25 protein-coding genes and 1 pseudogene are annotated in these 24,722 nt (G+C 41.8%); 7 read left to right on the plus strand and 19 right to left on the minus strand.

The annotated features are described in order from the left end of the window. Positions 1-1,356, minus strand: coding sequence for an N-acetylglucosamine-specific PTS transporter subunit IIBC (nagE, locus tag ABN702_RS11425; protein WP_417900760.1), 1,356 nt, complete (start codon positions 1,354-1,356; stop codon positions 1-3). A 201-nt stretch (positions 1,357-1,557) separates the two neighbouring features. On the opposite strand from nagE, the gene nagA reads away from it, so the two are divergent. Genes nagA through ABN702_RS11445 form a run of 4 tightly spaced genes read left to right on the plus strand, consistent with a single transcriptional unit; the run spans position 1,558 to position 4,990 of the window. Continuing rightward, a complete protein-coding gene (gene nagA, locus ABN702_RS11430; protein WP_417900761.1) occupies positions 1,558-2,748 on the plus strand; it encodes an N-acetylglucosamine-6-phosphate deacetylase in 1,191 nt (396 codons plus the stop codon). A 6-nt stretch (positions 2,749-2,754) separates the two neighbouring features. After that, positions 2,755-3,492 (plus strand): glucosamine-6-phosphate deaminase, encoded by a 738-nt coding sequence (gene nagB / locus ABN702_RS11435; protein WP_417900762.1) that lies wholly within the window; start codon positions 2,755-2,757, stop codon positions 3,490-3,492. 19 nt (positions 3,493-3,511) lie between these two features. Next, entirely contained in the window at positions 3,512-4,240 is a 729-nt protein-coding gene (locus ABN702_RS11440; RefSeq protein WP_417900763.1) for a GntR family transcriptional regulator, read from the plus strand. Positions 4,241-4,255: 15 nt separating this feature from the next. After that, on the plus strand, positions 4,256-4,990 hold the full coding sequence (locus tag ABN702_RS11445; protein ID WP_417900764.1) for a sugar isomerase domain-containing protein: 735 nt from the start codon (positions 4,256-4,258) through the stop codon (positions 4,988-4,990). A gap of 82 nt (positions 4,991-5,072) precedes the next feature. On the opposite strand, the gene ABN702_RS11450 is transcribed toward ABN702_RS11445, so the two are convergent. The 9 genes from ABN702_RS11450 to ABN702_RS11490 all read right to left on the minus strand — a co-directional run bounded on the left by ABN702_RS11450 (position 5,073) and on the right by ABN702_RS11490 (position 12,985). Further along, a complete protein-coding gene (locus tag ABN702_RS11450) occupies positions 5,073-6,074 on the minus strand; it encodes a phosphotransferase enzyme family protein (RefSeq protein WP_417900765.1) in 1,002 nt (333 codons plus the stop codon). A 228-nt stretch (positions 6,075-6,302) separates the two neighbouring features. Next, a complete protein-coding gene (gene safA / locus ABN702_RS11455; protein WP_417900766.1) occupies positions 6,303-6,923 on the minus strand; it encodes a SafA/ExsA family spore coat assembly protein in 621 nt (206 codons plus the stop codon). Positions 6,924-7,056: 133 nt separating this feature from the next. Further along, a complete protein-coding gene (locus ABN702_RS11460; protein WP_417900767.1) occupies positions 7,057-8,013 on the minus strand; it encodes a nuclease-related domain-containing protein in 957 nt (318 codons plus the stop codon). A 311-nt stretch (positions 8,014-8,324) separates the two neighbouring features. Next, positions 8,325-9,077, minus strand: coding sequence for a threonine/serine exporter family protein (locus ABN702_RS11465; protein WP_417900768.1), 753 nt, complete (start codon positions 9,075-9,077; stop codon positions 8,325-8,327). Continuing rightward, positions 9,074-9,544, minus strand: coding sequence for a threonine/serine exporter family protein (locus tag ABN702_RS11470; RefSeq protein ID WP_417900769.1), 471 nt, complete (start codon positions 9,542-9,544; stop codon positions 9,074-9,076). Before ABN702_RS11470 ends, ABN702_RS11465 begins: the two co-directional genes overlap by 4 nt. Before the next feature lie 134 nt (positions 9,545-9,678). After that, positions 9,679-10,254 (minus strand): YdcF family protein, encoded by a 576-nt coding sequence (locus ABN702_RS11475; protein ID WP_417900770.1) that lies wholly within the window; start codon positions 10,252-10,254, stop codon positions 9,679-9,681. A gap of 69 nt (positions 10,255-10,323) precedes the next feature. Beyond that, positions 10,324-10,971 (minus strand): SDR family oxidoreductase, encoded by a 648-nt coding sequence (locus ABN702_RS11480; protein ID WP_417900771.1) that lies wholly within the window; start codon positions 10,969-10,971, stop codon positions 10,324-10,326. 194 nt (positions 10,972-11,165) lie between these two features. Then, entirely contained in the window at positions 11,166-12,059 is an 894-nt protein-coding gene (locus ABN702_RS11485; protein ID WP_417900772.1) for an ABC transporter permease, read from the minus strand. A gap of 8 nt (positions 12,060-12,067) precedes the next feature. Further along, a complete protein-coding gene (locus tag ABN702_RS11490) occupies positions 12,068-12,985 on the minus strand; it encodes an ABC transporter permease subunit (protein WP_417900773.1) in 918 nt (305 codons plus the stop codon). A gap of 209 nt (positions 12,986-13,194) precedes the next feature. On the opposite strand from ABN702_RS11490, the gene ABN702_RS11495 reads away from it, so the two are divergent. Together ABN702_RS11495 and ABN702_RS11500 are read left to right on the plus strand one after the other, a co-directional pair. Beyond that, positions 13,195-13,632: a cell wall hydrolase gene (locus tag ABN702_RS11495; RefSeq protein ID WP_417900774.1), complete on the plus strand. Its 438-nt coding sequence runs from the start codon at positions 13,195-13,197 to the stop codon at positions 13,630-13,632. A 169-nt stretch (positions 13,633-13,801) separates the two neighbouring features. Next, positions 13,802-14,944, plus strand: coding sequence for a glycosyltransferase (locus tag ABN702_RS11500; RefSeq protein ID WP_417900775.1), 1,143 nt, complete (start codon positions 13,802-13,804; stop codon positions 14,942-14,944). Positions 14,945-14,998: 54 nt separating this feature from the next. On the opposite strand, the gene ABN702_RS11505 is transcribed toward ABN702_RS11500, so the two are convergent. The 3 genes from ABN702_RS11505 to ABN702_RS11515 form a co-directional block, all read right to left on the minus strand. Then, on the minus strand, positions 14,999-15,397 hold the full coding sequence (locus ABN702_RS11505) for a hypothetical protein (RefSeq protein ID WP_417900776.1): 399 nt from the start codon (positions 15,395-15,397) through the stop codon (positions 14,999-15,001). A gap of 137 nt (positions 15,398-15,534) precedes the next feature. Then, positions 15,535-16,098 (minus strand): maltose acetyltransferase domain-containing protein, encoded by a 564-nt coding sequence (locus tag ABN702_RS11510; RefSeq protein WP_417900777.1) that lies wholly within the window; start codon positions 16,096-16,098, stop codon positions 15,535-15,537. A 59-nt stretch (positions 16,099-16,157) separates the two neighbouring features. Then, positions 16,158-17,084 (minus strand): phosphatidate cytidylyltransferase, encoded by a 927-nt coding sequence (locus ABN702_RS11515; protein ID WP_417900778.1) that lies wholly within the window; start codon positions 17,082-17,084, stop codon positions 16,158-16,160. Positions 17,085-17,199: 115 nt separating this feature from the next. On the opposite strand from ABN702_RS11515, the pseudogene ABN702_RS11520 reads away from it, so the two are divergent. Continuing rightward, positions 17,200-17,753, plus strand: a pseudogene (locus ABN702_RS11520) (hypothetical protein). 59 nt (positions 17,754-17,812) lie between these two features. Here the strand turns inward: ABN702_RS11520 and ABN702_RS11525 are convergent. The 6 genes from ABN702_RS11525 to ilvC all read right to left on the minus strand — a co-directional run bounded on the left by ABN702_RS11525 (position 17,813) and on the right by ilvC (position 24,701). After that, positions 17,813-18,757 (minus strand): DUF6612 family protein, encoded by a 945-nt coding sequence (locus ABN702_RS11525; RefSeq protein WP_417900779.1) that lies wholly within the window; start codon positions 18,755-18,757, stop codon positions 17,813-17,815. Positions 18,758-18,988: 231 nt separating this feature from the next. Beyond that, complete coding sequence (gene leuD / locus ABN702_RS11530; protein ID WP_417900780.1) at positions 18,989-19,588, minus strand: 3-isopropylmalate dehydratase small subunit; 600 nt, start codon at positions 19,586-19,588, stop codon at positions 18,989-18,991. Next, on the minus strand, positions 19,588-21,009 hold the full coding sequence (gene leuC, locus ABN702_RS11535) for a 3-isopropylmalate dehydratase large subunit (RefSeq protein WP_417900883.1): 1,422 nt from the start codon (positions 21,007-21,009) through the stop codon (positions 19,588-19,590). Before leuC ends, leuD begins: the two co-directional genes overlap by 1 nt. Positions 21,010-21,050: 41 nt before the next feature. Beyond that, the gene (gene leuB, locus ABN702_RS11540) at positions 21,051-22,142 is read right to left on the minus strand and encodes a 3-isopropylmalate dehydrogenase (RefSeq protein ID WP_417900781.1); all 1,092 of its coding nucleotides are present in this window, start codon (positions 22,140-22,142) and stop codon (positions 21,051-21,053) included. After that, entirely contained in the window at positions 22,139-23,689 is a 1,551-nt protein-coding gene (locus ABN702_RS11545) for a 2-isopropylmalate synthase (RefSeq protein WP_417900782.1), read from the minus strand. The genes leuB and ABN702_RS11545 overlap by 4 nt, the downstream gene beginning before the upstream one ends. Further along, a complete protein-coding gene (gene ilvC / locus ABN702_RS11550) occupies positions 23,676-24,701 on the minus strand; it encodes a ketol-acid reductoisomerase (RefSeq protein ID WP_417897009.1) in 1,026 nt (341 codons plus the stop codon). Before ilvC ends, ABN702_RS11545 begins: the two co-directional genes overlap by 14 nt. Between the last annotated feature and the right edge of the window lie 21 nt (positions 24,702-24,722).

The following is a 24,722-nucleotide window of genomic DNA, read 5'->3' on the forward strand; positions in this document are numbered from 1 at the left end:
TTATTCTTTCATTTTATCCCCTACAAATTGGACATCTGTTCCAACAATTATTTGCAGATTTGTTTGATTTACTTTTATTACCCCTTTGGCCCCATGTTGTTTTAATGAATTTTCTTGTACTTTATTCATATCCTTGATCGTTAATCTGAGTCTTGTTGTACAATAATCAACAGCAGCAATATTTTCCTTACCGCCTATATCATCAATAAAATTACGAGCCATTACTGAATATTTATCTTCACCTGTTCCTTTTTCTTCTATTATATCTTCTTCATCTTCTCGACCTGGTGTTTTTAAATTAAAGGTTTTAATCAGAAAAAAGAATACAAAGAAATAGACCGCACCATAAGCTAAACCGATGATTAATAGTAACAACGGCTGTTGTGCTATCCCCCAATTCAGGAAAAAGTCGATGGCACCGGCAGAGAATCCAAAACCATGCTTAATATCCAATAAGTAAACAATGACCATGGAACTTGCTGTTAATAATGCATGTATGACGTATAAAAACGGAGCCAGGAACATGAAAGTAAACTCAATCGGCTCTGTAATCCCAGTTAAAAATGATGTAATGGCGATACCAATCAGCATTCCTGATACAGCTTTACGGCGATGTTTTTTTGCTGTTGCAACCATCGCTAGCGCTGCTGCAGGCAAACCGAACATCATGACAGGAAAGAAACCGGCCATAAATATACCAGCTGTCGGGTCACCAGCAAAGAATCGATTTAAATCCCCAGTAGCACCATTATATTCTCCAAATACAAACCATACTAAACTATTGAGTACATGGTGCAAACCTATTGGAATGAGAAGACGGTTCAAGAATCCGAAGATACCAACTCCTACTGCTCCTGCATCTATTATCCACTGACCGATGTTGTTAATAAATTCTTGGATTGGAGCCCAAATGACTCCAAATATTCCCGCTAAGATTACCATCACAGTAGCGGTAATAATAGGAACAAAACGTCTTCCTGCGAAAAACCCAAGCCAATCAGGCATTTTAATATCATGAAACCTGTTATAAAGCACTCCTGCTACAACCCCTGATATTATCCCGCCTAGTATGGCCATATCAATCTCTTCATTGATTGCTTGGGTACCACTTACTAATACTAGGTAACCTATTGCAGCAGCCAAGGCCGCAGATCCATTATTGTCTTTGGCGAAACCAATTGCTATCCCAATCGCAAATATAAGCGCAAGATTAGCAAATACTGCGTTCCCTGCGTTTGCAATAAACTCAATATCCAATAAGTCCTCTTGTCCAATTCTTAATAATATTGCTGCAGCGGGAAGCACAGCAATCGGCAACATTAGTGACTTTCCGATTTTTTGTAAAAACCCAATCATTTTTATCAATTCTCCTTAATCATTTGTAAGTGCTTGCAACGAAGTAATACTAGCACATCTTACAAATAGTTGTCTATACCAATATTTCTGGAAAACACTTAAATTATCTAATATTAAACAACCAATAGAGCAAAAGTGGTATATACAACTATACATAATTCTGTTAGAATTAACATATAATAATCGTGAAAGGAGACTTACATGAGTACTTTCTTAAATAGTTATTCCCTGCTTTCCGTCAATCTAATAAAAGAGAAAACTATTCAACAAACTGGATTTATTAAAGTTAAAGAAGGAAAAATTTTCGAAATCGGAGCTATGGATCACTATCAAAATACTGAAAATCTGCAGGAAATTCGATTTTCCTCCGATCTGTATGCTGCCCCAGGCTTCATAGACATCCATATACATGGGTTAAACGGAGCTGACACGATGGATGCTTCTGAAGAGTCATTGAAAACAATGGCAGCAACATTGCCCCAGGAAGGTACAACTAGCTATTTAGCTACAACCATTACGCAAGAGCGGTCTGATATTGAAGCAGCTTTACGCACAGTAAATAACTATTTAAAAATAGAGAAGAATGAATCAATAGGCAGTGAATTACTTGGAATACATTTGGAGGGGCCATTTATATCCCCAAAGCGCGCAGGTGCACAGCCATTAGAACATATTGTGAATCCAGATATCCAACTATTTGAAAGCTGGCAGGTTGAGTCCGGAAACCAAATTAAAGTGGTTACCATGGCACCCGAGCAGCCAAACGGAATAGAATTTGTCCATCATTTATCGAAAAATAAGGTCATCACTTCCATCGGACACTCTGATGCTGTTTATCATGAAATGGTCGACGCTATGGAAGCCGGTGCAGAGCACGTTACACATTTTTACAACGGGATGCGCGGCAGCCACCATCGTGAGCCGGGTGTTGTAGGTGCCGGACTTGCCCATGATGACCTGTTGGTCGAAATGATAGCTGACGGTATTCACGTTCACCCTGCTGTCGTAAAAGCAACCTATCTTGCCAAGGGAGCAGATAGAATTATTTTAGTAACAGATTCCATGAGAGCAAAGTGGCTGGAAGATGGAGAATATGAATTGGGTGGCCAAAAAGTCTCAGTGGCAAACAATACTGCAATCCTTGAAAATGGCACACTTGCAGGAAGTGTTCTAAAAATGAATGAAGCAATAAGAAATATGAAAAAATTCACAGGCTGTTCACTAGTAGAAGCCGTCAGAATGGCTTCTACCACCCCTGCAAAAAGACTCAATGTTTGGGAAAGAAAAGGAAGTATCGAAGTTGGTAAAGATGCTGATATTGTAATCATGAATCAAAATTGCGAAGTCAAGATGACCTTTTGTAAGGGTCAATTAGTTTATAAAGGAGAGTAGTCCCTAATGGATATTATCACCGCTAATACCTATGACGACCTAAGTCAAGTAGCTGCTGAAATTTTAATAAAAAAAGTTAAACAGAATCCTAACCTTGTAATAGGAATGGCAACAGGAAGCACACCAACAAAACTCTACGAATATTTGATAAAAGACTATAAGGAAAACCGTACCTCCTATCAAGGTATTACTACTTTTAATCTGGATGAATATGTCGGTTTAGATAAAAATGATTCGAACAGTTATTTCGAATATATGAATAGAAACTTATTCAAACATATCAACATATGTATAGAAAATACTCATATTCCGAACGGAAAAGCAGAAGATCTCGAAGAAGAATGCAGAAACTATGAACAGAAACTCCATGACAAAGGACCTATTGATATCCAAATTTTGGGATTAGGCGAAAATGGACATATTGGTTTTAATGAACCTGGTACCCGTTTTGACAGCAGAACGCATGTTGTAAAACTTACAGAATCGACTAGAAAAGCGAATGCACGTTTTTTTAAAACGATGGAAGATGTTCCCTCTCACGCTATCACAATGGGTATAGATTCCATTATGAATGCGAAAGAAATACTACTTTTAGTTTCTGGAAAAAACAAAGCCAAAGCTTATGAACAACTGATGAATGGCAGCTTTTCAGACACCTTTCCTGCATCTATCCTAAAAAAGCATCCTTGTGTTAGAATTATTACAGACAATACGGTTCTTCAAAACTCCAGTATTATTGCTTGAAAGGAGATAAACAGAGTAAATGATTGATAAAAGTTCCCCCATACCATTTTATTACCAGCTAGAATCTTTCATTAAGGATCAAATTAACTCAGGAAATCTTGTTCCTGGAGATACTATACCCTCAGAGAGAGAATATGCCGAAGCTTACGGAATAAGCAGGATGACCGTCAGGCAAGCCATTAATGCACTGGTAACCGAGGGGCTTCTGTATCGTAAAAAAGGTAGCGGCACTTTTGTAGCAAATAAAAAAATCGAACAGCCACTTCAAGGCTTGACCTCCTTTACAGAGGATATGAAAAAACGAGGGATGAACCCGACAAGTGAATTGATTCATTTTGAAATAGTGCCAGCCTCCATTAATATAGCTGATGAACTTCATATCAAGGAACATGCACCTGTATATGAGATAAAAAGGATACGTTTGGCTGATGGTGAACCGATGGCACTTGAGACAAATTACCTCTCTGCCAATTTAGTAAAAGGCCTAACGGAAGAAGTAGTAAACACTTCCATTTATGCTTATATCGAAGAGAAGCTAAACCTTGAAATTGCCCATGCAGATCAGATGATTGAATCCATACAAGCTTCCAGTGAAGATGCCAGACTTTTAAAAATCAATAAAGATCATCCAATGTTATACATTAAGCGAAATACTTTTCTACAAGATGGGACTCCTCTAGAACTAGTAAAATCCCACTATAGGGGGGACCGATATAAATTCTACATCAAAATGAAGAGATTCGAATAGTAAGGGAGAGGTATCATGGATACGAGTTATTTATCAGCTGTTCAACAGCTCCTGACTAAAGTGGAGCAAAAAAACAGTATGGAGATAGAGCAGGCATCCTCTCTCCTTGCTGACTGCTTTGGAAATGAAGGTATTATGCATGTTTTTGGTTGCGGCCACTCCCACATGATCGCCGAAGAAGTATTTTATAGGGCAGGTGGACTTGTCCCAATCAGACCTTTATTTGTGGAAGATCTCATGCTGCATAAGGGCGCTCTACGTTCCTCTGATTTAGAGAAAGATCCCTTGTTCGCAAAAACTTTTCTCCCCTCCCAACCATTCCAACCAAATGATGTTTTATTGGTTGTCTCCACATCTGGAAGAAATCCTGTTCCGATAGATGTTGCACAGTATGGGAAAAAGATGGGACTGAAGGTCATGACAATATCATCTCATGCCTACCACTCCCTTTCTTCTCGTCATTCTACCGGTTTACATTTAGCGGCTACAGCTGATATTACACTTGATAACCTTATCCCTGTAGGAGATGCCTTGATAACATTACATAATATTAATTCAACCAATAGTATAGGGCCAGGGTCCACTATCATAAATGCAGCCATCCTGAATCAAATAATTGTTAAATCCGTTGAACTTCTTATTAAAAGAGGAATGGAGATTCCTATATTTAAAAGCGGGAATGTTGACGGTACTGAGGAGCACAATAACGAATTGATAAATAAGTATGGAAAGAGAATTGAATTCTTTTAAAAGTACTGCCACTTCGAGTGCAATAGGAAAAGAGCCGGGCTGTCATAATCCGGCTCTTTTCCATTTAATAGTTCAGAAAAACTTATCCTATATCATCAAGCGTTCTAAAAATTTGCCGGTAGTAGGATAACTTCATAACAAATTTCTCCCGAAGGTTTCTCAGCCATTCAGGATGCTTTTCTGATTCAAGAATATCGATTGAACGAAGGATTCTCGTATACGAATACAGTTGATGCATTCTTAGAAACCCATCGATTTGTTGAAGGTAATTTTCATCCAGATTGGTTACCGTCCTATACCCTCTTATGAAGTTTTTCACTTGTGGTTTCTTGATATCTTCCTTATTCGCAAGAACATCTCGTAACGCAAAAACAATATCTCCCACATACCAATACCCTGCACTTTCGTCAAAGTCAAAGGCCCCAATCAAATCCTCATTCCAGCGCAGATTGTCCACTTCAAAATCAAAATGGATGATACCGAAATTCTCAGGAGTTTTCCGTAAAGAACCGGTCCATTCTTTTATTCTGAACATTTCTTCCCTTGCAGGTAGATCATCAATTGGAAGATGTGAGTCGATCCATTGCAGATGATCGGCATAAGTGGGTCTTTCGGATATATACCCCTCGGGAATCACCTTGAATTTTTCATGGAGCATCCCAAGTGACCTTCCCCATAAAAAAAATTGCTCCTTTATTAATTCCGCTGTTTCCATCTGTTTCCCGGGAATTCCTTCAAAAACCATTGCCGAAAACTCCCCGACTTCCGTATCAACCACTTCAATATATTGACGGTTCTTAGATAATAATGGTTGAGCGACCTTTACAGGACTATCTTTAAGGTAGAGGAGAATATTCAGTTCTGTTTGAAGTTGGCTGAGTGATTTCTCAGTTGTTTCATTAAAACGTAAGTAATGTGCTTTTCCATCTTTTCGAAAAATAAAAACAAAATTTGCACTGGCACGAAAGTAGTACAGTTCGTCAGCATCATATTCCCAATTACACATTATCTGCTCAGCTAAAGGACTGCGCCAATCCTCCCCTACAGTATCCAAAACCTTTTTCATCGTGCTCAATTTCATCATTAAAAACAGCCCCTTTTTTGTTATATGCGGGGACTTGCACTTGCTTCTAACTTATAATTAACAGTTGGTGGGACAAGGCATGACCCTGCATTTTGAAACAACTTGCCATCCTGTCATCACCCCTTCCAAATAAGATAATCCTATTTTATAGTATATTTTGGAAGAATCATAGAATTTTTTCCAAAACAGAAAAGCAGCGAAGCTCCATTCGCTTCGCTGCCTGACCAATTATTTTGAGATAAACATCTGTGTCCAGTAATGACCGTATGAGCCGCCTTTCGCATAACCTACACCAATTTCAGTGTATTGGCTCGAAAGGATATTTTTTCTATGTCCTTCACTGTTCATCCAAGCATTCATGACCTCTTGTGGTGTTTTTTGCCCAGCAGCAATGTTTTCTCCTGCTGCTCGGTAAGAAATACCAAAGTTCTTCATCATTGTAAACGGAGATCCGTATGTTGGAGATGTGTGGCTGAAATAATTCTTGTCTATCATATCTTGAGACTTGTATCTTGCTACTCTAGATAACTCCCAGTTCAACTTCAATGGCTGAAGTCCATACTTGCTGCGCTCCTGGTTCACCAGTGCTGCAACCTGCTCTTCTGCTGATTTCACCTCTCCTAATTCTGGAATGTTAAGCTTCTGACCAGGGTAGATCAAATTCGGATTTTTGACTGCCGGATTGGCTTGAATCACTTCCGAAACTCCCACCTGATATTTCACAGCAATCTTCCACATCGTATCACCGGATTGGACCGTATGAGTAGTTGCGGCAAGTGCTGCAGTATTTCCACCTAAGACTATAGCGACAATCGACAATGTTATGAGGACTTTCTGTAAAGTTTTCATACTATTACATTAATATGAAACACGTAAAAGATAAAGAAGAAATTATTGTAAAATAGTAATAACGCTTGTGAAATGTGCGTTTTATTTGTCATGGAAAGTTTTGGAGTGGGTGAAGGAGTCGGTGCGGTAGTATTTAGTTCAAGAAGTATACTCTTCCTTTTTTTGTGCCTGTGTGGCGGAGGTTCATGGATTGAAGAATTTGAAAAGTAACAGAACTTGAGGAAAGGTGTAAAAATTCTTTTGCCTGCTTATTTGTAATGGACTTACCACACAATAGTGCGTAATCTTCCAGTGCTTCTATATGTGCATTTTTGGACTTACATCCACATTTCAGACAAATCCATTTTGCACTTTTTCTTAACATGGGTGAGAGTGAGCATTCAGCGCAGATGACTCCTGTAATTATTTCATTATGAGTGAGCTTAAAAAAGTCCAGAAATGCGAACTGGTCAGGCGTGTGTTTTTGGTTGAGGATTCTTGTAGCTTTTCGCAGTTCCTTTTCAGTTAAAATAGGGTTTGGTAAATTTTCATGAATGGCTTTTATGCGAATTGGGAGGTTTGTTAAAAAGGTGACTTTCTTCATGGTCGAAGGAGAGACATTTTTGAGGATTGCATTTTTGTTAGTTAAAACCACTTGTCCAATAATCGGGACGACCTTGCCCAAATACTTTTCCATCCAGCTTCGCATCTGATCTTTATGTCGTTCAACCTGTGAAATGGGATCTCCCATGGACTCGTGTCCATCTGCTACTTTTCTTATTAGCTGATTGGATTTTTCATCGAATTCCAATTCGCCGGATATGTATTTCGACTCCAGTATCAGGCCATGTGATAGTGAAAACAAATAGCTATCCATCTGAAAATATCTGTTTTTTGGATCTTCGAGGCGCAATCCATGAAAGATAAAATATTTATCATCAGGTATAAAGGTTAAATAGTAATCTAATGCACACTCACCTTTATAGCCAGCCGTCTGCCTGCCCAGCTCCCTTTCTATTTGGGCATACACAGGGTGATTTTTATCCACTCGCCTTCCGCCAGCCTCCATTGTTAAGAGTCTGATCGATTTTTCTCTCACTTTTTTTATCATTTGCTCACACCTTTCTGTTTCTATTGGTTTATTTCTCGAAAATGGGTAAAAAGTCCTTTTTATTTTTATAAAAAGATTGTTTTTTATAGCGTAAATTCGGGATATCAACGAAAATATTAATATATCAATGATTCTGTAAGCGATATCAATGAAAATAAATTTTTATCAACGAGAATTTTCAGATATCAACGAAATCAACCAAGATATCGATAAAACGCACAATTCGACAAATCATGCCTACCGCCGTCTATTTGTCCCTGCTCAAACCATTTAAAAAAAGGAAGCACCCTCGCTCCCCTCCTTGCAACCACTCACAAAAACACCACCGCCACACCTGCACCAATTGCAAACGCGGTAAGAAACGCTTCCGCTCCTTTTGACAGGCCTGATACGAAGTGACCGGCCATCAAGTCACGGACGGCGTTGGTTATCAAAAGTCCCGGTACAAGTGGCATGACGGAAGCAATGATTATCTTGTCGAGTTCCTGCCCTAACCCGATTCCGACCAGCTGGAAAGCGAGTAGGCCGATAATCAATGCTGAAATGAACTCAGCAAAGAATTTTACTTTTGTGTAATGTTGAATGGCCAACAAGCCCGAGTATCCGATTCCACCTACAATCATAGCTGGAAAAAAGTCTATCCAGACACCTTTGAACATAATGAGAAACGATCCGCTTAACAGTGCAGCAGCTGCAATTTGCAGCCAATTCGAAAAAAACAGCTGTGCTGATTCCAGCTCTTTTAACAACACTAAAGCTTCATCCACATCCAGGCTTCCACCTGCTATCCTCCTCGAAATACCATTTACCCTGGCCACTTTTTCCAAATCAGTGGTCCGATTACTGATTCTCACCAGTTGAGTCGGGCTTACCCCCTGTAAGGAAACTATTATTCCAGTAGGGGTGACAAAACTGTGTGCTTCCGTGATGCCATACGCTGCAGCTATGCGTGTCATCGTATCCTCCACCCTGTATGTCTCCGCTCCGCTCTCCATCATGATTCGGCCAGCAAGAAGGCAAACCTTCAGTACCTGTTCTTCATCGTATCCTACCAAATTTTTCATTTTCCCACCTCATTACCAGTGACCCCATTTGGTTTTCTGAACGCCTTCATTACAATTTGCACAATAACCTCTGCAAATACCAGCCCCATGGCTATCGCACCTGATATCATAAATGCTTTGGCAGCGAGAGGAATCGCGGCAAGGTAGTCATTTTCCGCCACCTGTCTCATCGCATTATAAGCCAATCCTCCTGGAACAAGCGGGATGATGCCTGCCACGCTGAAAATGATCATGGGCATCCGGAATCTTTTCGCCATGATATGGCCTATCAATGCAACGGCAAAAGCCCCTACAAAAGAAGAGATAACAGGATCTACTCCGGAATCAGCTAAAAGTATGTATGAAATCCACCCGACCATTCCTACAAACCCGCAATGGATCAAGGAATTCCTGGGTGCATTAAAGATTACTCCGAACCCGGTCGAAGCAATAAAACTGAAAATGATCTGCGAAAGAAGATACTCCATTGCTTCACCTCAACTTATTTGATTAAGACTATTATAAAGCAAATCAGGCAAAGACCCAAAAATACATCAGGCTGTCATTTCCTGATGTCTCTTACCTTGACTATTATTTTGGAAAGGATACCAACTGCACCCTACTACCGATCCACCAACCAAGTCTTCGCAACTGCAAAATACTCCCGTGTCCAAAGCTTAAAAATCGCTATTTTCGGGGTTTTCCCAGGAAGTGTATGTACCTCATGGAAACCAAGGCGCTCGGCTATTATGGATGCCCGGAATAGATGGAAGTCATTGCTTACGATAGCAACTGATGACCCTTCCTCTATAAACTGTTTAGAAAAACTAAGGTTTTCATAGGTGGTCGTGGAAAGCCCCTCTTTGATGATCCTCTCCCGACTCACACCATTTTTCAGAAGAAATCGCTCCATTGCTTCGGCCTCTGTGATATCTTCTCCCGGTCCCTGTCCGCCGGAAACGATGACCTTCGTGTCGGGATTTTCTTCGAGGTATTTCAGAGCGGCTTCCACTCTATAACGTAATGCCAATGTCATCTGTTCCCCTCTCACCCTTGCACCAAGTACAATCAAATAATCAAGGTCGCTTGGAGGTTGTTCTTTTGCAGCCTGATAGATGAAGATGTGAACAATTAATATATACACGGCTAAAAAAATACCGAATGGTAATAGCCTCTTTATCCATTTTTTCTTTTTCATGCATAAAAACCCCTATTCATCCGTCTTTTACTATAACGAATGAATAGGGGCTTTAGTTTCAAAAAATTACTAATTAATTTCTTTTATCGCCTTTTCAATGGCAACTTCACCTGAGATGACATCGAAAGCTTTACGATAGCTATTTGGAGCCGATATGACCTCCAATAAGGTTTTTGCAACATCTTCACGGGGAATGGAGCCTCTTTCAAGGTTCAATCCCAGTTGTATGCTCCCGGTACCAGAGTCATTCAAAAGCCCTCCAGGACGGACGATTGTATAATCCAGACTGCTTGCTTCCAGCATTTTATCAGCATAATGCTTTGCGACATAATAAGGTCTTAATTCTTCGTTCCAGTTTTCCCTATTGTGAGCCTGCAGGGCACTTACGAGAATGAACCGGTTAACATGTGCATTTTCTGCCGCCTCCATCACCTTGACTGCACCGTCAAGGTCTATGAGCAAGGTTTTGTCCAGCCCAGTACTGCCACCAGATCCTGCGGTGAAAATGATGGCATCATTCCCTTTCACTGCATATTCAAGGTCCTTTACCTGCCCTTCCAAATCGGCAAGTACTGTATCAATGCCTTCACTCTGGAATTTCTCCGACTGCTCCTCTTTTCTAACCATGGCAACAGGCGTATATCTATCATCCTCCAGAAGCATTCCAACGAGTTTGGAACCTATCTGTCCATTTGCACCAACTACTAGTACTCTCATCCCTATCACACTCCTTGCAAGGTTTATCAGCCATTATTTCAGACAAGCTTTCCAGATGCAAAAGAACTGCTTATGATAAATTACACGCGGTTCCTATCCTTCTCTAATACTTACCCTGTAGCAAGGAAATCATTCATTAATGTGAGAGTTTACGAAGGGAGTGCCCTTTGAACTAAAGTGAGATGCAACATTCATTATGCTCCTAATCGATGAAAGTATTTTCTAAGTCCTTCACCAAGGATATTGAAAGTAAACACAACAAACATGATAGCTACGGCGGCGTTTATGGGAATCCAAATGGCTGTGTAGATGTCCTTTCTCGCTTCTCCCAATATGGTTGGCCAATTGAAGCTTGTATTCCTTATTTCTCCTGATCCATATCCAAGTTGTACAAATTCCTGGGTCACAAATATCGAGAAAATCCCAAGCTGGCCAATAATCAAGGCGACTCTTCCAATATCAAAGCAGAAGTTGACGACAAGTGTCGGTAGCAGATTGGGAAGGTAATAGTTTTTCGCCAAACCAATTGGGGTGAGCCCAACTACGATGCCCGCCTCCACATATGGAGTCCCTTTTATCTGCAGGAGATGATCCCTGATCAGCACTCCTACCCTACCAACCTCCACCAAAGCGATACTGATGATCACTACCCAGAATCTAGTTTCTAAAAATATCAAAAAGGGAAGATTGAGAAACAGGATCGTGAAAAAAATGACCGGCAGGCTTGAAAATGTCTGGTCCCAGATATTAAGAAGATTAGAGAGGAACTTCCCTCTGAAAGAAGCGATCGTTCCTAGTATGATTCCAAAGGTGTATCGGATAAAAGCGATGCAGAAGATGACAACCAACGTGTCCTTTGCCCCCATAACAAGCACGCTGATAAGATTTCTGCCTTCACGGTCCGAACCGGTTGGAAAGTCTGCAGATGGTGGGAATGGTGCAGTCTCTATCACACCACGCTCCGGGAAAAGCACCCTCGAGCCTTCAATACCTTCTTTGACATAAGGAATAAAAGGTCCGGCCAATGCCATTAGAAGTAAAATAAATAATAAAAATGTACCTATAGACAAATATTTATTATGTAGCATCGTACCCCTCACCCCTTTTTAACCAGTTTTGCTAATAATGCCAATTTCAGAATATGTACAGCTAGCACAGTGATCATAAAACAGAATGCCAGCCCCAAGACAAGCTCTGCTTCTATAGGAGCTGTATATCCGGAAATCTGTCTGCCTCCCATGGCTACGAATAGGCGGTTGGCCGCTCCTTCAAAACCTGTGAGGTACTCCACCATCAAAAGATTGGAGATGATGACAATCATGATAGTAGGTAGGTTGCCCACCATATCTATTGAACTATTTCTAAGTATATGTTTATAGATGACCTGTTTGGCTTTGTATCCTTTCGAAAATGCGGTCCTAATGTAATCTTGTCCATCCTGGTTGAGCAGGGATACACAGGTCAGCCTTGCCACAAACATGGTCGGATAGATAGAAACAAGAATGGCGGGTGCCAGAAAGCTGTACCAGTTGCTGTTGCTGAAAATTCTTTCATGAGGAAGAAAATAAAAGGATATACAAAAGAAGACGAACACAACAAAGAAATCAGGAATGGATTGGAACGCCCATGTTGTGCCATTTCCCAGAAGATTTTTTTTCGTATTCATGTTCCGGTAATCGAATATCCCTTTCCATACTCCAAAACCTATGCTTAATAGAAAGGAAATTCCTATTATCAGCAGACTTTTAGGATAATAGCGTGCAATTTCCTCTTCCACACTAACCGTTTGAAACATCGTCCCACCCAAGCTTCTCTCCTTCCAAATATGTTGAAAATATCGAACGATGTCTGCCTTATACTGGTTGATGTCCAATCTATATCCAAAGTCCAATGTCCCAGCAGGTCCATATACCATTACTTCCTGTGTTCTGGGAAAGAACACCATCAAAATTAAAAACACAGTGGCAATGAGGACGGCTGCCAATAGTCTCAAGGCTTCTTTTTTCAATTCCATAATTACCCTCCATTAGAAATATCCATCCATTTTTATGAATATTGTACTATACATTAAAAGTTAATTGTCAAAAAATTCTTAACTGCATGCAGTTCTTTTTAAAGGCTTTCGTTTTTAACCGGTTCCGTTTGGATGCATATATTGTAAAAACACTTAAATAATGACATCAATTTAGGCTTTTTTCATACAATATGGGTGGGGTGAGATAAATGGCAAGAGTAAAATATACCGATTCAGACGTGGCCTTAATGGCAAGGATGATGCGTGCCGAAGCAGAAGGCGAAGGAAAGCAAGGAATGCTGTATGTTGGAAATGTAATTGTTAATCGTGCAGTAGCGGATTGTTTAGACTTTAAAACTATAAGAACCATTCCACAAGTCATTTTTCATGTACAAGGTGGGAATTATTCTTTTGAAGCTGTTCAAAAGGGTAATGTATTTTATAACAGAGCGAGAGGGGTTGAAAAAAGATTAGCAAAACAGAATTTGAATTCTTGGAGACAGCACCCAGCGAAATATGCACTTTGGTATTTTAATCCCTATGCACCATGTCCTCCAACATGGTATGATCAACCTTTTACTGGTCAATTTAAACAACATTGTTTTTATGAACCAAAACCTGGAACATGTGCCAGCGTTTATTCCTGAGTTTATATTCTTAATTTTGAATATATTTTTAGCGATACAAAAAGGGGAACATCCTGTTTAAAGCAGGTGTTCCCTTTTTTATAGAAAATGAATGAAGTATCGGGACCCTGATATTTTGTTCCTCGCCTTCCTCATTTGCTATGATAAGTAAACAAGGGGGCGTGAATGGATGATCTACTTAGCGGCTTTCACCTGCATATTCTGGTTCGTTGTATGGATTGATGCAACCATTGGCATGAAAAAAATAACCAAGCTGGAACAGATTCCAATAAACAAAAAAACTATTAAACATAATCCTCTGCTCTCCATCATTGTTGCTGCAAGAAATGAGCAGGAACACATCAAGGGCAGTCTTCAGTCCCAATTCTCACAGTCATACCCCCACATTGAATGGATTGTCGTCAATGACCGATCAACAGATCAGACAGGAGTCATACTGGATCAGATAGCAGAAATGGAACCAAGAATGAACGTGATCCACCTTTCCGCTCTTCCATCAGGGTGGCTTGGAAAGAATCATGCCCTTCAGCAGGGATTTTTAGCAAGCAAAGGGGAGCTCATCCTTTTTACCGATGCGGATATCTATTATGAAAAGGACACGATTGCCAAGGCGCTCTCATATCTGTATCAAGAAAAGCTTGATCATTTGACATTGGCTCCAAATCTTAAAGGGAAAGGCTACTGGACAAACGCTTTTGTCTCTTTTTTCCTTTTCGGTTTTTCCTATTTTAAGAGGCCATGGAAATCCAATGACCCTAAAAGTAATACGGCTATCGGAATTGGCGCTTTCAATCTCCTTACACGGGAAGCCTATCTTCATGCAGGTACACATGAACAGTTGAAAATGCGCCCGGATGATGACCTTATACTCGGACAAAAGGTAAAGCGGTCAGGTAAAAAACAGCATCTTGCGTTAGGGCAGAAGAACCTTTCCGTGGAATGGTACCCTTCTTTGATGGCCGCATTGATTGGACTTGAGAAGAATACATTTGCTGGTCTTTTCTATAGCTACCTGATGGTCCTTGTTGCCGTTACAGGACTTTTTGCTTCACAGATCTGGCCGTATCTTGCATTGGTCATGACAAATGGGTCTACAAGAGTTTTATATGCAATTAGCATCCTGTTGTTGTTTCTGTCCTATAACCAGACTGCTGATAAAATGACTGAAGGCGCCAACAAGTATTTTATCGCCCTGCCAATCACTGCAGTCCTTTTCATTTACAGTATTATCAGAGCCACCATTCTGACAGCCATACGCGGTGGCATCGTGTGGAGGGGTACCTTCTATTCACTGAAAGAATTGAAAAAGTAGCGGCTAAAAAAAGAAACCCATTAGCCACCACACAGGCATAATGGATTTCTTTTTTCAGTCAAAATGCCGAACAAGTAGAATCAGCTTCAAAAGCGGGTACACCACAATCGCCATGGAAAGCTGTACATACAGAACCATTTCCACCGATATCTTTTCCATGATCAAAAGAAGCACAGAAAAAACCACGCTTGTGGCCATTAGTATGTAGGCGACATGTCCACTTTTTTGGTTGATTTCGGCACGCTTTCTTTTCGTAGGACGGTAGTGGCGTCTCATAACGGCCCTAATGATTTCTGACAGCCCAAGGAGAATAAACACGACTGGTATGTATTTTAGCTTTCCGGAGTTATGTGCTTCCACAAGCAGAAAAACGCCGAAAAGCATGATTAGAATGGGTAAACCGAAGGCAATGACCGGCTGATCAAATAATGAATGCTCCTCTTTTTCCAACAACTCGTCCCTCCCGCTCCAAATCTCCTAGTATGTATGTTTCGATAAAAAGGAGTGAAAATCCTTTTGCTAATAATGGCATAAAAAAGAAGAATCGTTACATTATATGCAGCGATTCCCCTGATTCATGATACATTCTATTATTTTACTTCAATCTCTTTAATGATTCTTGCAGGATTTCCTCCAACAATCACATTTGGTGGAACGTCCTTTGTCACCACTGCGCCAGAGGCTACCACCACATTATCCCCTATTGTTACTCCGGGGTTGATGACAGATGAGCCTCCAAGCCAGACATTGTTTCCAATCTTGACGGGCTTCCCGTATTCAGGTCCCTTGCTTCTTTCTACCGGGTCGATCGGATGTGTAGCTGTATAGATATGGACACCTGGTGCCAGCATGCAATTGTCACCGAACTCGACTTTGCAAACATCCAAAATGCAACAGTCAAAGTTGGCAAAGAAGTTCTCCCCAACATGGATGTTGTAGCCGTAATCACAACGGAAATTCGGCTCTAGAAATACATGTTCGCCTGTGGAGCCGAAAAGCTCCTTCAATAGCTGGACCCTTTTGTCTGTTTCAGTTTCGGTTGTTCCATTTATTAATCTTACTAGTCTTCTGGCTTCTATTCTTTCGGCCTGAAGCTGCTCGTCCCATGGCTCATATAATTCCCCTGCAAGCATTTTTTCTTTTTCACTAAACATTACTGTTTCACCTCTCAATCTTTCTAAAATTGATGCATCTATCATACCATGATTGATGCCTACATAAAGTCAAAATAATAGCGGATCACATGGAAGAAGATCGGTGCCGAATATGCCAGACTGTCCACGCGTGTCAAATAGCTTTTCTTAATCACAGCGGATTTTTCGTTCTCTCCGATCAGAAGGTCCCGTTTTAACACAGAAACCGCTAAGCTTCCTCCAAAGCAGGCAACACTGATAATCAAACCGGATAAAATCCCGAAAAGCTCATCCAAAGGTGTCAGGTAGGCATACAGGTTATAGGAGGCACCTGTCGTCACAAATGTGGAAATGATAAATCCTTCCCAGGTAATATTCGGGTTGGAGGAAGGTACGACCTTCCTTTTTCCAATAAAGACGGATACGAGGAACTGGACTACGTCATGAAGTTGTGTAAGGACAACCAAAAAGAGTACAAGGTTGGCACCGTATTCCGGTGATGCCGTCTGATAGAACGCTAGATGACTCAATCCGAACACCATCAGCATCAATCCCCATTGCGTGGAGCTCACCGAACGAAGAAAACCGACTGTCCCTTTCCCTAGGATTCGAGGCAAGGGCAAGAAGAGAAAGACATACACCGGGATAAACACAATAAACATGCCATACCAGCCTATATAGATCCAATAAAATTGGAGAGGTATCGAAAGATATGCCCATAGGAACAGCTGCCGATCCACCTTCCGGGTTTTTAATATGGAAAAATACTCTTTTAATGAAAAGAAACATAAAAACATAAGTGCGAATAATGAAACCATAGGATGAAAGAGTGTGGCAAAACTGAAGACCACTAGCATCCCCCACCAGGTTTTGGACCGGACAGATAGATCCGATAAATCCTTAGATGGATTTTTCTTTTTAACAAACAATAAAGCAAGGCTGAAAACAATAAGCCCTAAAGCAATGACCAGTAAAGTAATGACCGCTTCTATTTCGAACATGAACATGTTTTTCCCCCTATCTCTTCTTTATTATGAAATTAATGGTTAATTTTGGTCAAGGGAAATTGTATAATAAGAGGGAGAATTCTTTCTATTATTCTATAAGTCTGGGGTTTGATTAATGATGAATCAAGCATGCGTCTATATTTTACTGACAGATACCGGTACACTATTTACCCGTTCCATAAAAAAATACACAAAGGCACCCTACAACCACGTATCGTTGTCTTTTGATTCAGCTTTGATGGAGCTATACAGTTTTGGTCGCAAGAAACCGAGTAACCCGCTGAATGGCGGATTTGTCAAAGAGGATGTCGAGTTTGGCACCTACCGTAATTATCCCGCACCACATGTGTCATCTATAAACTGCCTGTTACGGAAAGGGAAGTTGAGAAGATGAGACGTATCATCGGGGTCTTTCAGAAGAAGGAGAAGAAATGGTTCTATAACCTTTTAGGTGTACTTGGCGTTTCCATCAATGAACCGGTTGAAATCGACTCCACTTATTTCTGTTCGCAATTTGTCTCCGATGTCCTGCACAGATCCGGAATCAAGCTCTGGGAAAAGCTCCCTTCCCTTGTCACACCGGATGATTTCCGCAAAAGCGACCGTTTGGAATGGATGTATGAAGGTAAACTGTATGATTATGAGCCAGTTAAATTACGCGTAAAATGATTGTTCCATTAAAAAGGACGAAAAGCCATTTCCTGCTTTTCGTCCTTTTTACATTCCCCTTACACACCACCATCTTGATTGGTGTTTTCCATCTGCTGCATATCTTCAAGGGAAATTTCTTCAGCAGTATCCAAAACCTCCTGTGGAATCGTGATATCGCCCACCTCATCAAAGTTTGAAAGGGTTGAATTCATGTTCTGGATGCTTGTTACTTTTTCCCCTTCGATATCCATTTCCATATCCATCATCATGACAATTTTCGTTTGGTAGAAGGTTTTCTTGTCAATATGAAGTTCATAGTCCAGCTGATTGATAGACATCATGGACATCATCTCTTCCATCATGCCACCCATCTCCTCGCCCATCATACTGCCGAACATGGAAATCATTTCATTGTATTGCTCACCGGAACCAGAGAAGTTAAGTATGTATACATCCCCCTCTTCCGTCAGCTTCATTTCATCGGAATACCCTTTCAGCATCTCAAGCTGCTGGGCAGGATTGGTCTGCATGTCAGATAAGGAATTCAATTCTGAAGCAAACTCATCAGGCATTTTAAACCATTGCCCTGCCATCTGGTCAAAGATGAAAAAACCTTCTGCAGTAAAGTAAGATTCCGTCTCCATTCCCTCCATCATGCTTTCTGCATCTTCCATGGAGTTTACTTGATACATCGCAACAGGATCAAGTGTCATGTCCGTCTTGGTGGAGGTGACCATATTGATTGGCTCTTCCCCTTCCATCGTGATTTCCTGCTCGGAAGTCATCTCCATGCTATAGCTGTTAAGTGCTGCCATTGCTTCCATTGATTTTTGAAGAACCTCATCAGCCATCATGGATTGGTTCTCCTTATTATCCTGCTCTTCTGCCTCTGTTACACTGTTGGCTTCCTTATTGTTTGATGACGCATTATTCTGTTCACCATTTCCGGTCGTTGAATTTCCACAAGCAGCCAAAATCATTACCGCCAGAATACCCACCAACCACATCTTCAACACTCTCACTTGATCCTCTCCTGTTCACATTTCTTTTTTTATCCACCCTACTGCTTACCCTTTAAAAGGGTAAATATAACATTTTTTCAATATACCGCTATTAGCCCCAACAATTTATATACGCCTTTCATAATTAAAAGTTTCATATATTATTTTTTTTGACAGAAAAAATGACCCTGTTTTGATATCAGGGTCATTTTCACAATGCAAATTTTTAGTAGAGAACGTTCAGTCTCTGATTTACACTAATCTATTTGATAGTCTCTTATTTTCATAGGTTAAAATTTCATTTTGATACATCTCCGTCAACCCGATATCATCAAGTCCTTTTAACAGCATCTTTTTTCGATATGGGTCGGTTTCAAAGGAATAGATATCACCTTCACTCGTAGAAAGCTCTTGAAGTTCCAGGTCTACTGTGACTTTCAGATTGCCTGATTCGGCATTTTGAAATAGCTCCTCCACCTCCTCTTCTGTTAAACAAATAGGCAATATCCCATTTTTAAAGCAGTTATTATAGAAGATATCTGCAAATGAGGACGAAATCACCACTTTAATTCCATAATCCAAGAGTGCCCAGGGAGCATGCTCTCTAGAGGAGCCGCAGCCAAAATTGCTGCGCGCCAATAGGATGGATGCACCGTCGTATTCTGCTCTATTCATCACAAATTTCTCGTTTGGCTGTCCTTGGTCGTCAAATCTCCAATCGTAGAATAGAAACTGGCCAAATCCAGTTCGTTCAATTCTTTTTAGAAATTGCTTAGGAATGATCTGATCTGTGTCCACATTGGCTTTATCCAAGGGGATGACTTTTCCGGTATGAGTAACAAGTGGTTCCATTACAAAACCCCCTCCTTTTCAACCCTCAGTTCGTTTACATGAACAAAATGTCCTTTTACAGCGGCAGCTGCTGCCATTGCAGGACTGACGAGATGCGTGCGGGCACCTCTTCCTTGTCTACCTTCAAAGTTCCGGTTGGAGGTGGAGGCACAGCGCTTTCCAGCTGGAACGACGTCAGGATTCATGCTAAGGCACATGCTGCATCCCGCTTCTCTCCATTCAAAACCGGCTTCCAAAAATACTTCATGTAAGCCCTCTGATTCTGCTTGCTGCTTTACACTTTTAGATCCTGGGACCACTAAAGCTGTCACACCAGGAGAAACTGTTCTCCCATTAACAACCTCTGCTGCCTCTCGCAGATCTTCTATTCGGGAGTTGGTACAGGAACCGATGAAGACATAGTCGATGATAATATCTGTAATCTTCATTCCTGGCTGCAATCCCATATATTCGATGGCTTGTGCAACAGACTTTTTTTCTGTTTCACTTTGGATATCTGTAGGGTCTGGCACCAAACCACTGATTGATGTCCCCATCGAAGGGTTGGTTCCCCAGGTGACTTGAGGTTCGAGATTGGTGATATCAAATTCTATCACTTTATCATATACTGCACCTACATCCGATTTTAACGCGTACCACTCCACCTCGGCACGATCTCGTTCTTCCCCTACAGGTGCATATTTTCTTCCTTTCAGATAGGAGTAGGTGGTTTCATCCGGGGCAACAAGACCCGCCCGAGCACCAGCCTCAATCGCCATATTGCAAATGGTCATCCTTTCCTCCATGGACATGTCTTCGATGACTTTCCCTGTAAACTCCAGGACGTATCCTGTACCGAAAGCCGTCCCGTATTTTGCGATTACTGCTAGGATGATATCTTTGGCTGATACCCCAAGTGGCCTTAGCCCTTTGAATTCTACCTTCAATGTTTTCGGTTTGGATTGCCACAGGCATTGAGTTGCAAGGACATGCTCCACTTCGCTTGTGCCGATTCCAAATGCCAAAGCACCAAATGCCCCGTGTGTAGAGGTATGGCTATCTCCGCACACAATCGTCTTCCCTGGAAGGGTCAGACCCAATTCGGGGCCTATTACATGGACAATCCCTTGATCGGCACTATTCAAATCTGCCAAACGGATACCGAATTCCTTGCAGTTTTTTTCCAAGGTACTCATCTGTTTCGCAGCAATCTCATCTGTGACATGAAAAGGATTTATCGTTGGCACGTTATGGTCCATGGTGGCAAATGTGAGTTCTGGCTGTCTGACCTTTCTGCCGTTCAATCTTAATCCTTCAAAAGCCTGGGGAGATGTGACCTCATGTACCAGATGCAAATCAATGTATAATAAATTGGGTTTATTGTCTTCTTTCACGACTGTATGCTGATCCCAAATCTTTTCGAATAATGTTCTCGGCTGCATGTCACTCACCTTCCGCATTATAATATCCATTACTTTTTCTATCAGCTCTTGATAGGTGCCTTCAGGTAGCCTCTTACCACTTCTCCCATTTGTGTGGTACACAGCACTCTCTCCCATTCACTACCAATATCATGCGTACGATATCCATGTTCAAGGGCTTGTTCCACAGCTTTCTCGATTGCATCTGCTTCATCTATTAATCCCAGTGAATGCCTCAAAAGCAACGCTACCGATAAAATGGTGGCAAGTGGATTGGCAATATCCTTTCCTGCAATATCAGGTGCTGAACCATGAATAGGTTCATAGAGACCTGGACCTTCCACTCCCAAGCTTGCTGACGGCAGCATACCTAGTGAGCCTGTCAGCATCGATGCTTCGTCACTCAATATATCCCCAAACATGTTTTCCGTCACAATGACATCAAATTGCCTAGGATTACGGATCAGCTGCATCGCTGCATTGTCGACAAGCATATGACTTAATTCCACTTCCGGATAATCTGAAGCAACCCGGTTCGCCACCTCTCGCCAGAGTCTGCTGCTTTCCAATACATTCGCTTTATCCACAGACGTCAGCTTTCTTTTTCGGCCTTGTGCCAGTTCAAAGCCTTTCCGGATAATGCGTTCCATTTCCTGTTCCGTGTAATAGAGTGTATCTACCACTTCCACTCCCTTTTTTCCTACTCTTCGTTCCCTGGGAGATCCGAAGTAGATGCCTCCTGTAAGTTCACGGACTATTAATATATCAGTGTCCAGAACTACCTCTCTTTTTAGCGGGGAACTATGAATCAAGGATGAAAACAGCGTAACAGGCCGCAGGTTGGCATATAGTTGTAAAGCTTTTCGAATGCCGAGCAATCCGGTCTCAGGCTTTCGTTCAGGGGCTTCGTTGTCCCATTTCGGTCCACCAACCGCCCCCAAGAGAACGGCATCACTCTTTTTACAAATTTCCACCGTTTCTTCGGGAAGAGGAGTTCCCGCTTCATCCACGGCAACTCCTCCAATTTTTCCATACGTAAATTCAAATTGATGATTATATTGTGTTCCGATCTCTTCAAGTAGAAGGACTGCTTCCTTTACTACCTCAGGACCGATTCCGTCACCAGGTAACACGGCAATTTTAAAGCTGCTCAACTGACCTCCACTCCTTTGGATGAATATCTTGCAAACTTTTCTTTGATGGAAAGCCTGTTTACTGCATCCAAATATGCTTTTGCGGATGCTTCCAACACATCATGTTCAATTCCTCTTCCGCTGCTCACTTCTCCCTCACACTTAATTTTCACGTATACTTCAGCGAGTGCATCGCTGCCATAGGTTGTAGATTGAATTCGGTAATCCAATAGGGAAATATCTTTTTTAAGGATTCTGGATATTGTGTTATAGACCGATTCGACACTCCCTTTTCCTGTAGCCGACTCTTGCAGAACAGCCCCATCATCTGTCTGGATGGCAATGGTCGTAGTGGGAATAATATTAGATCCATAGGAGATTTGCAGGGTTTCCATTCGATAATGTGGAAAAAATCCCTTTACCGAAGAGTCCATCATAAGGGCAAAGATGTCGTCTTCTGTCACTTCTTTCTTTTTGACCGTCAAATCCTTGAACGCCTTGAACAGCTTCTTGCCTTCTTCTTCATTTAAAAAGAGGCCAAGTTCCTCGCATCTTTGCTTGAAGGCATGGCTTCCGGAGTGTTTCCCTAGGACCATCTTGTTGGAGTTGAGACCGACCATTTCCGGATTGATCACTTCATAGGTGCTTTTATTTTTCAGGACGCCATCTTGGTGTATCCCGGATTCATGTGCAAAAGCATTTGCTCCAACTACCGCTTTATTTTGAGGAACAATCATTCCTGTCAACTTGCTGACGAGATTACTTGTTCTGACTGTTTGGGTCAGATCAATATTCGTTTCCACCCTGTAGACATCTTTTCTGATTTGCAGTGCCACGATGATTTCCTCTAAGGAGGCGTTGCCTGCCCGTTCTCCGATTCCGTTAATGGTGCCCTCGATCTGATCGACACCACTTTGAATGGCTGATAATGAGTTGGAGACTGCCATCCCTAAATCGTCATGGCAATGGGCCGAAAGTTTAACTTTATGAATGTTGGGGACATGATCTTTAATATATGTGAATAACTGAGCATATTCTGCTGGTGTTGTATATCCAACTGTGTCAGGGAGGTTGATGACAGTTGCTCCGGCATCAATGACCTTTTCAATGATATGTGCCAGAAATGGCCAATCACTTCTTGTTGCATCCTCTGCCGACCATTGCACATGTGTAAAAAAGCGGCAAGCGTATTCTACAGCCTCTACAGCCGCTTCCACCACTTCCTTCGGCTTCTTTTTCAGCTTATATTCCATATGGATGGGTGAGGTGGCCAAGAAAACATGGATTCCGGGTTTTGCTGCATCTTTTACTGCTTCATAGACTGCATCAATATCCGATTTCACTGCTCTTGCAAGTCCCACTACTGTAGCATTCTTGATCGTTCTGGCTATCTGCTGCACCGCCTGGAAATCTCCATAGGAGGAAGCAGGAAAACCTGCCTCCATCACATCCACACCATACCTTTCCAATTGAAGTGCAATCTCGAGCTTTTCGTGGGGGTGAAGATTGACTCCGGCTGACTGTTCCCCATCTCTTAATGTGGTATCAAATATGTCAACCTTTCGCACTGCCAACCACTCCCTTCTTCTTCGATTGGATGAATGGCATTTTAGCGCGGAGCTCCCTTCCTACCACTTCGAGCGGGTGTTGTTTTTCCTGTTCATTGATTGCATGGAACATCGGTCGATTCACTTGGTTCTCGAGCACCCATCCTTTTGCGAACTGACCTGATTGGATTTCCGATAGGATTTTTCTCATTTCTTCTTTGGTTCCATCATTTACTACACGTGGACCTGCTGTAAAGTCGCCCCATTGTGCAGTGTCTGAGATGCTATATCTCATGCCTTCTAAACCGGACTCATATAATAGGTCGACAATCAGCTTCAGCTCATGCAAGCACTCAAAGTACGCGACTTCCGGCTGATAACCCGCTTCCACGAGTGTCTCGAAACCAGCTTTCACAAGCGAAGTCGTCCCTCCGCACAGAACAGCCTGCTCCCCGAATAGATCTGTTTCCGTTTCTTCTTTAAACGATGTTTCCATCACCGCGGCTCTTCCCGCTCCAACCGCTTTGCTGTAGGCCAAAGCAACTTCTTTCGCTTCCCCTGAGGCATCCTGGTGGACTGCAAAGAGAGCTGGAACTCCTCCGCCTTCTTCAAACACGCGTCTGACAAGATGACCTGGTCCCTTAGGTGCCACTAAGAATACATCTACATCTTTCGGTGGAACAACCTGATGGAAATGGACATTGAATCCATGTGCAAAAGCCAACGCTTTGCCAGCAGTCAAATGTGGCTCGATTTCCTGTTTGAACACTTCCGGCTGCCTTTCATCCGGGAGCAGGACCATGACAACATCCGCCTTTGCCACTGCCTCAGCTACAGAAGATACCTGGAATCCGTCCTCCTGGGCCTTTTGCCACGATCCTCCGGGTCGAACCCCTACTACCACTTCCACTCCACTGTCCCTTAAGTTTTGTGCATGTGCATGACCTTGCGAACCATACCCTACCACTGCAACCGTTTTCCCATTTAATGACGCTTGTGAAATATCATCGTTATAATACATTTTTGCTGCCATTTTTCTTCCTCCTTTTTGTAA

Origin of the sequence: Bacillus haimaensis, assembly GCF_048270625.1 — a bacterium.
Lineage (GTDB): Bacteria > Bacillota > Bacilli > Bacillales > Bacillaceae_I > Sutcliffiella_A > Sutcliffiella_A haimaensis.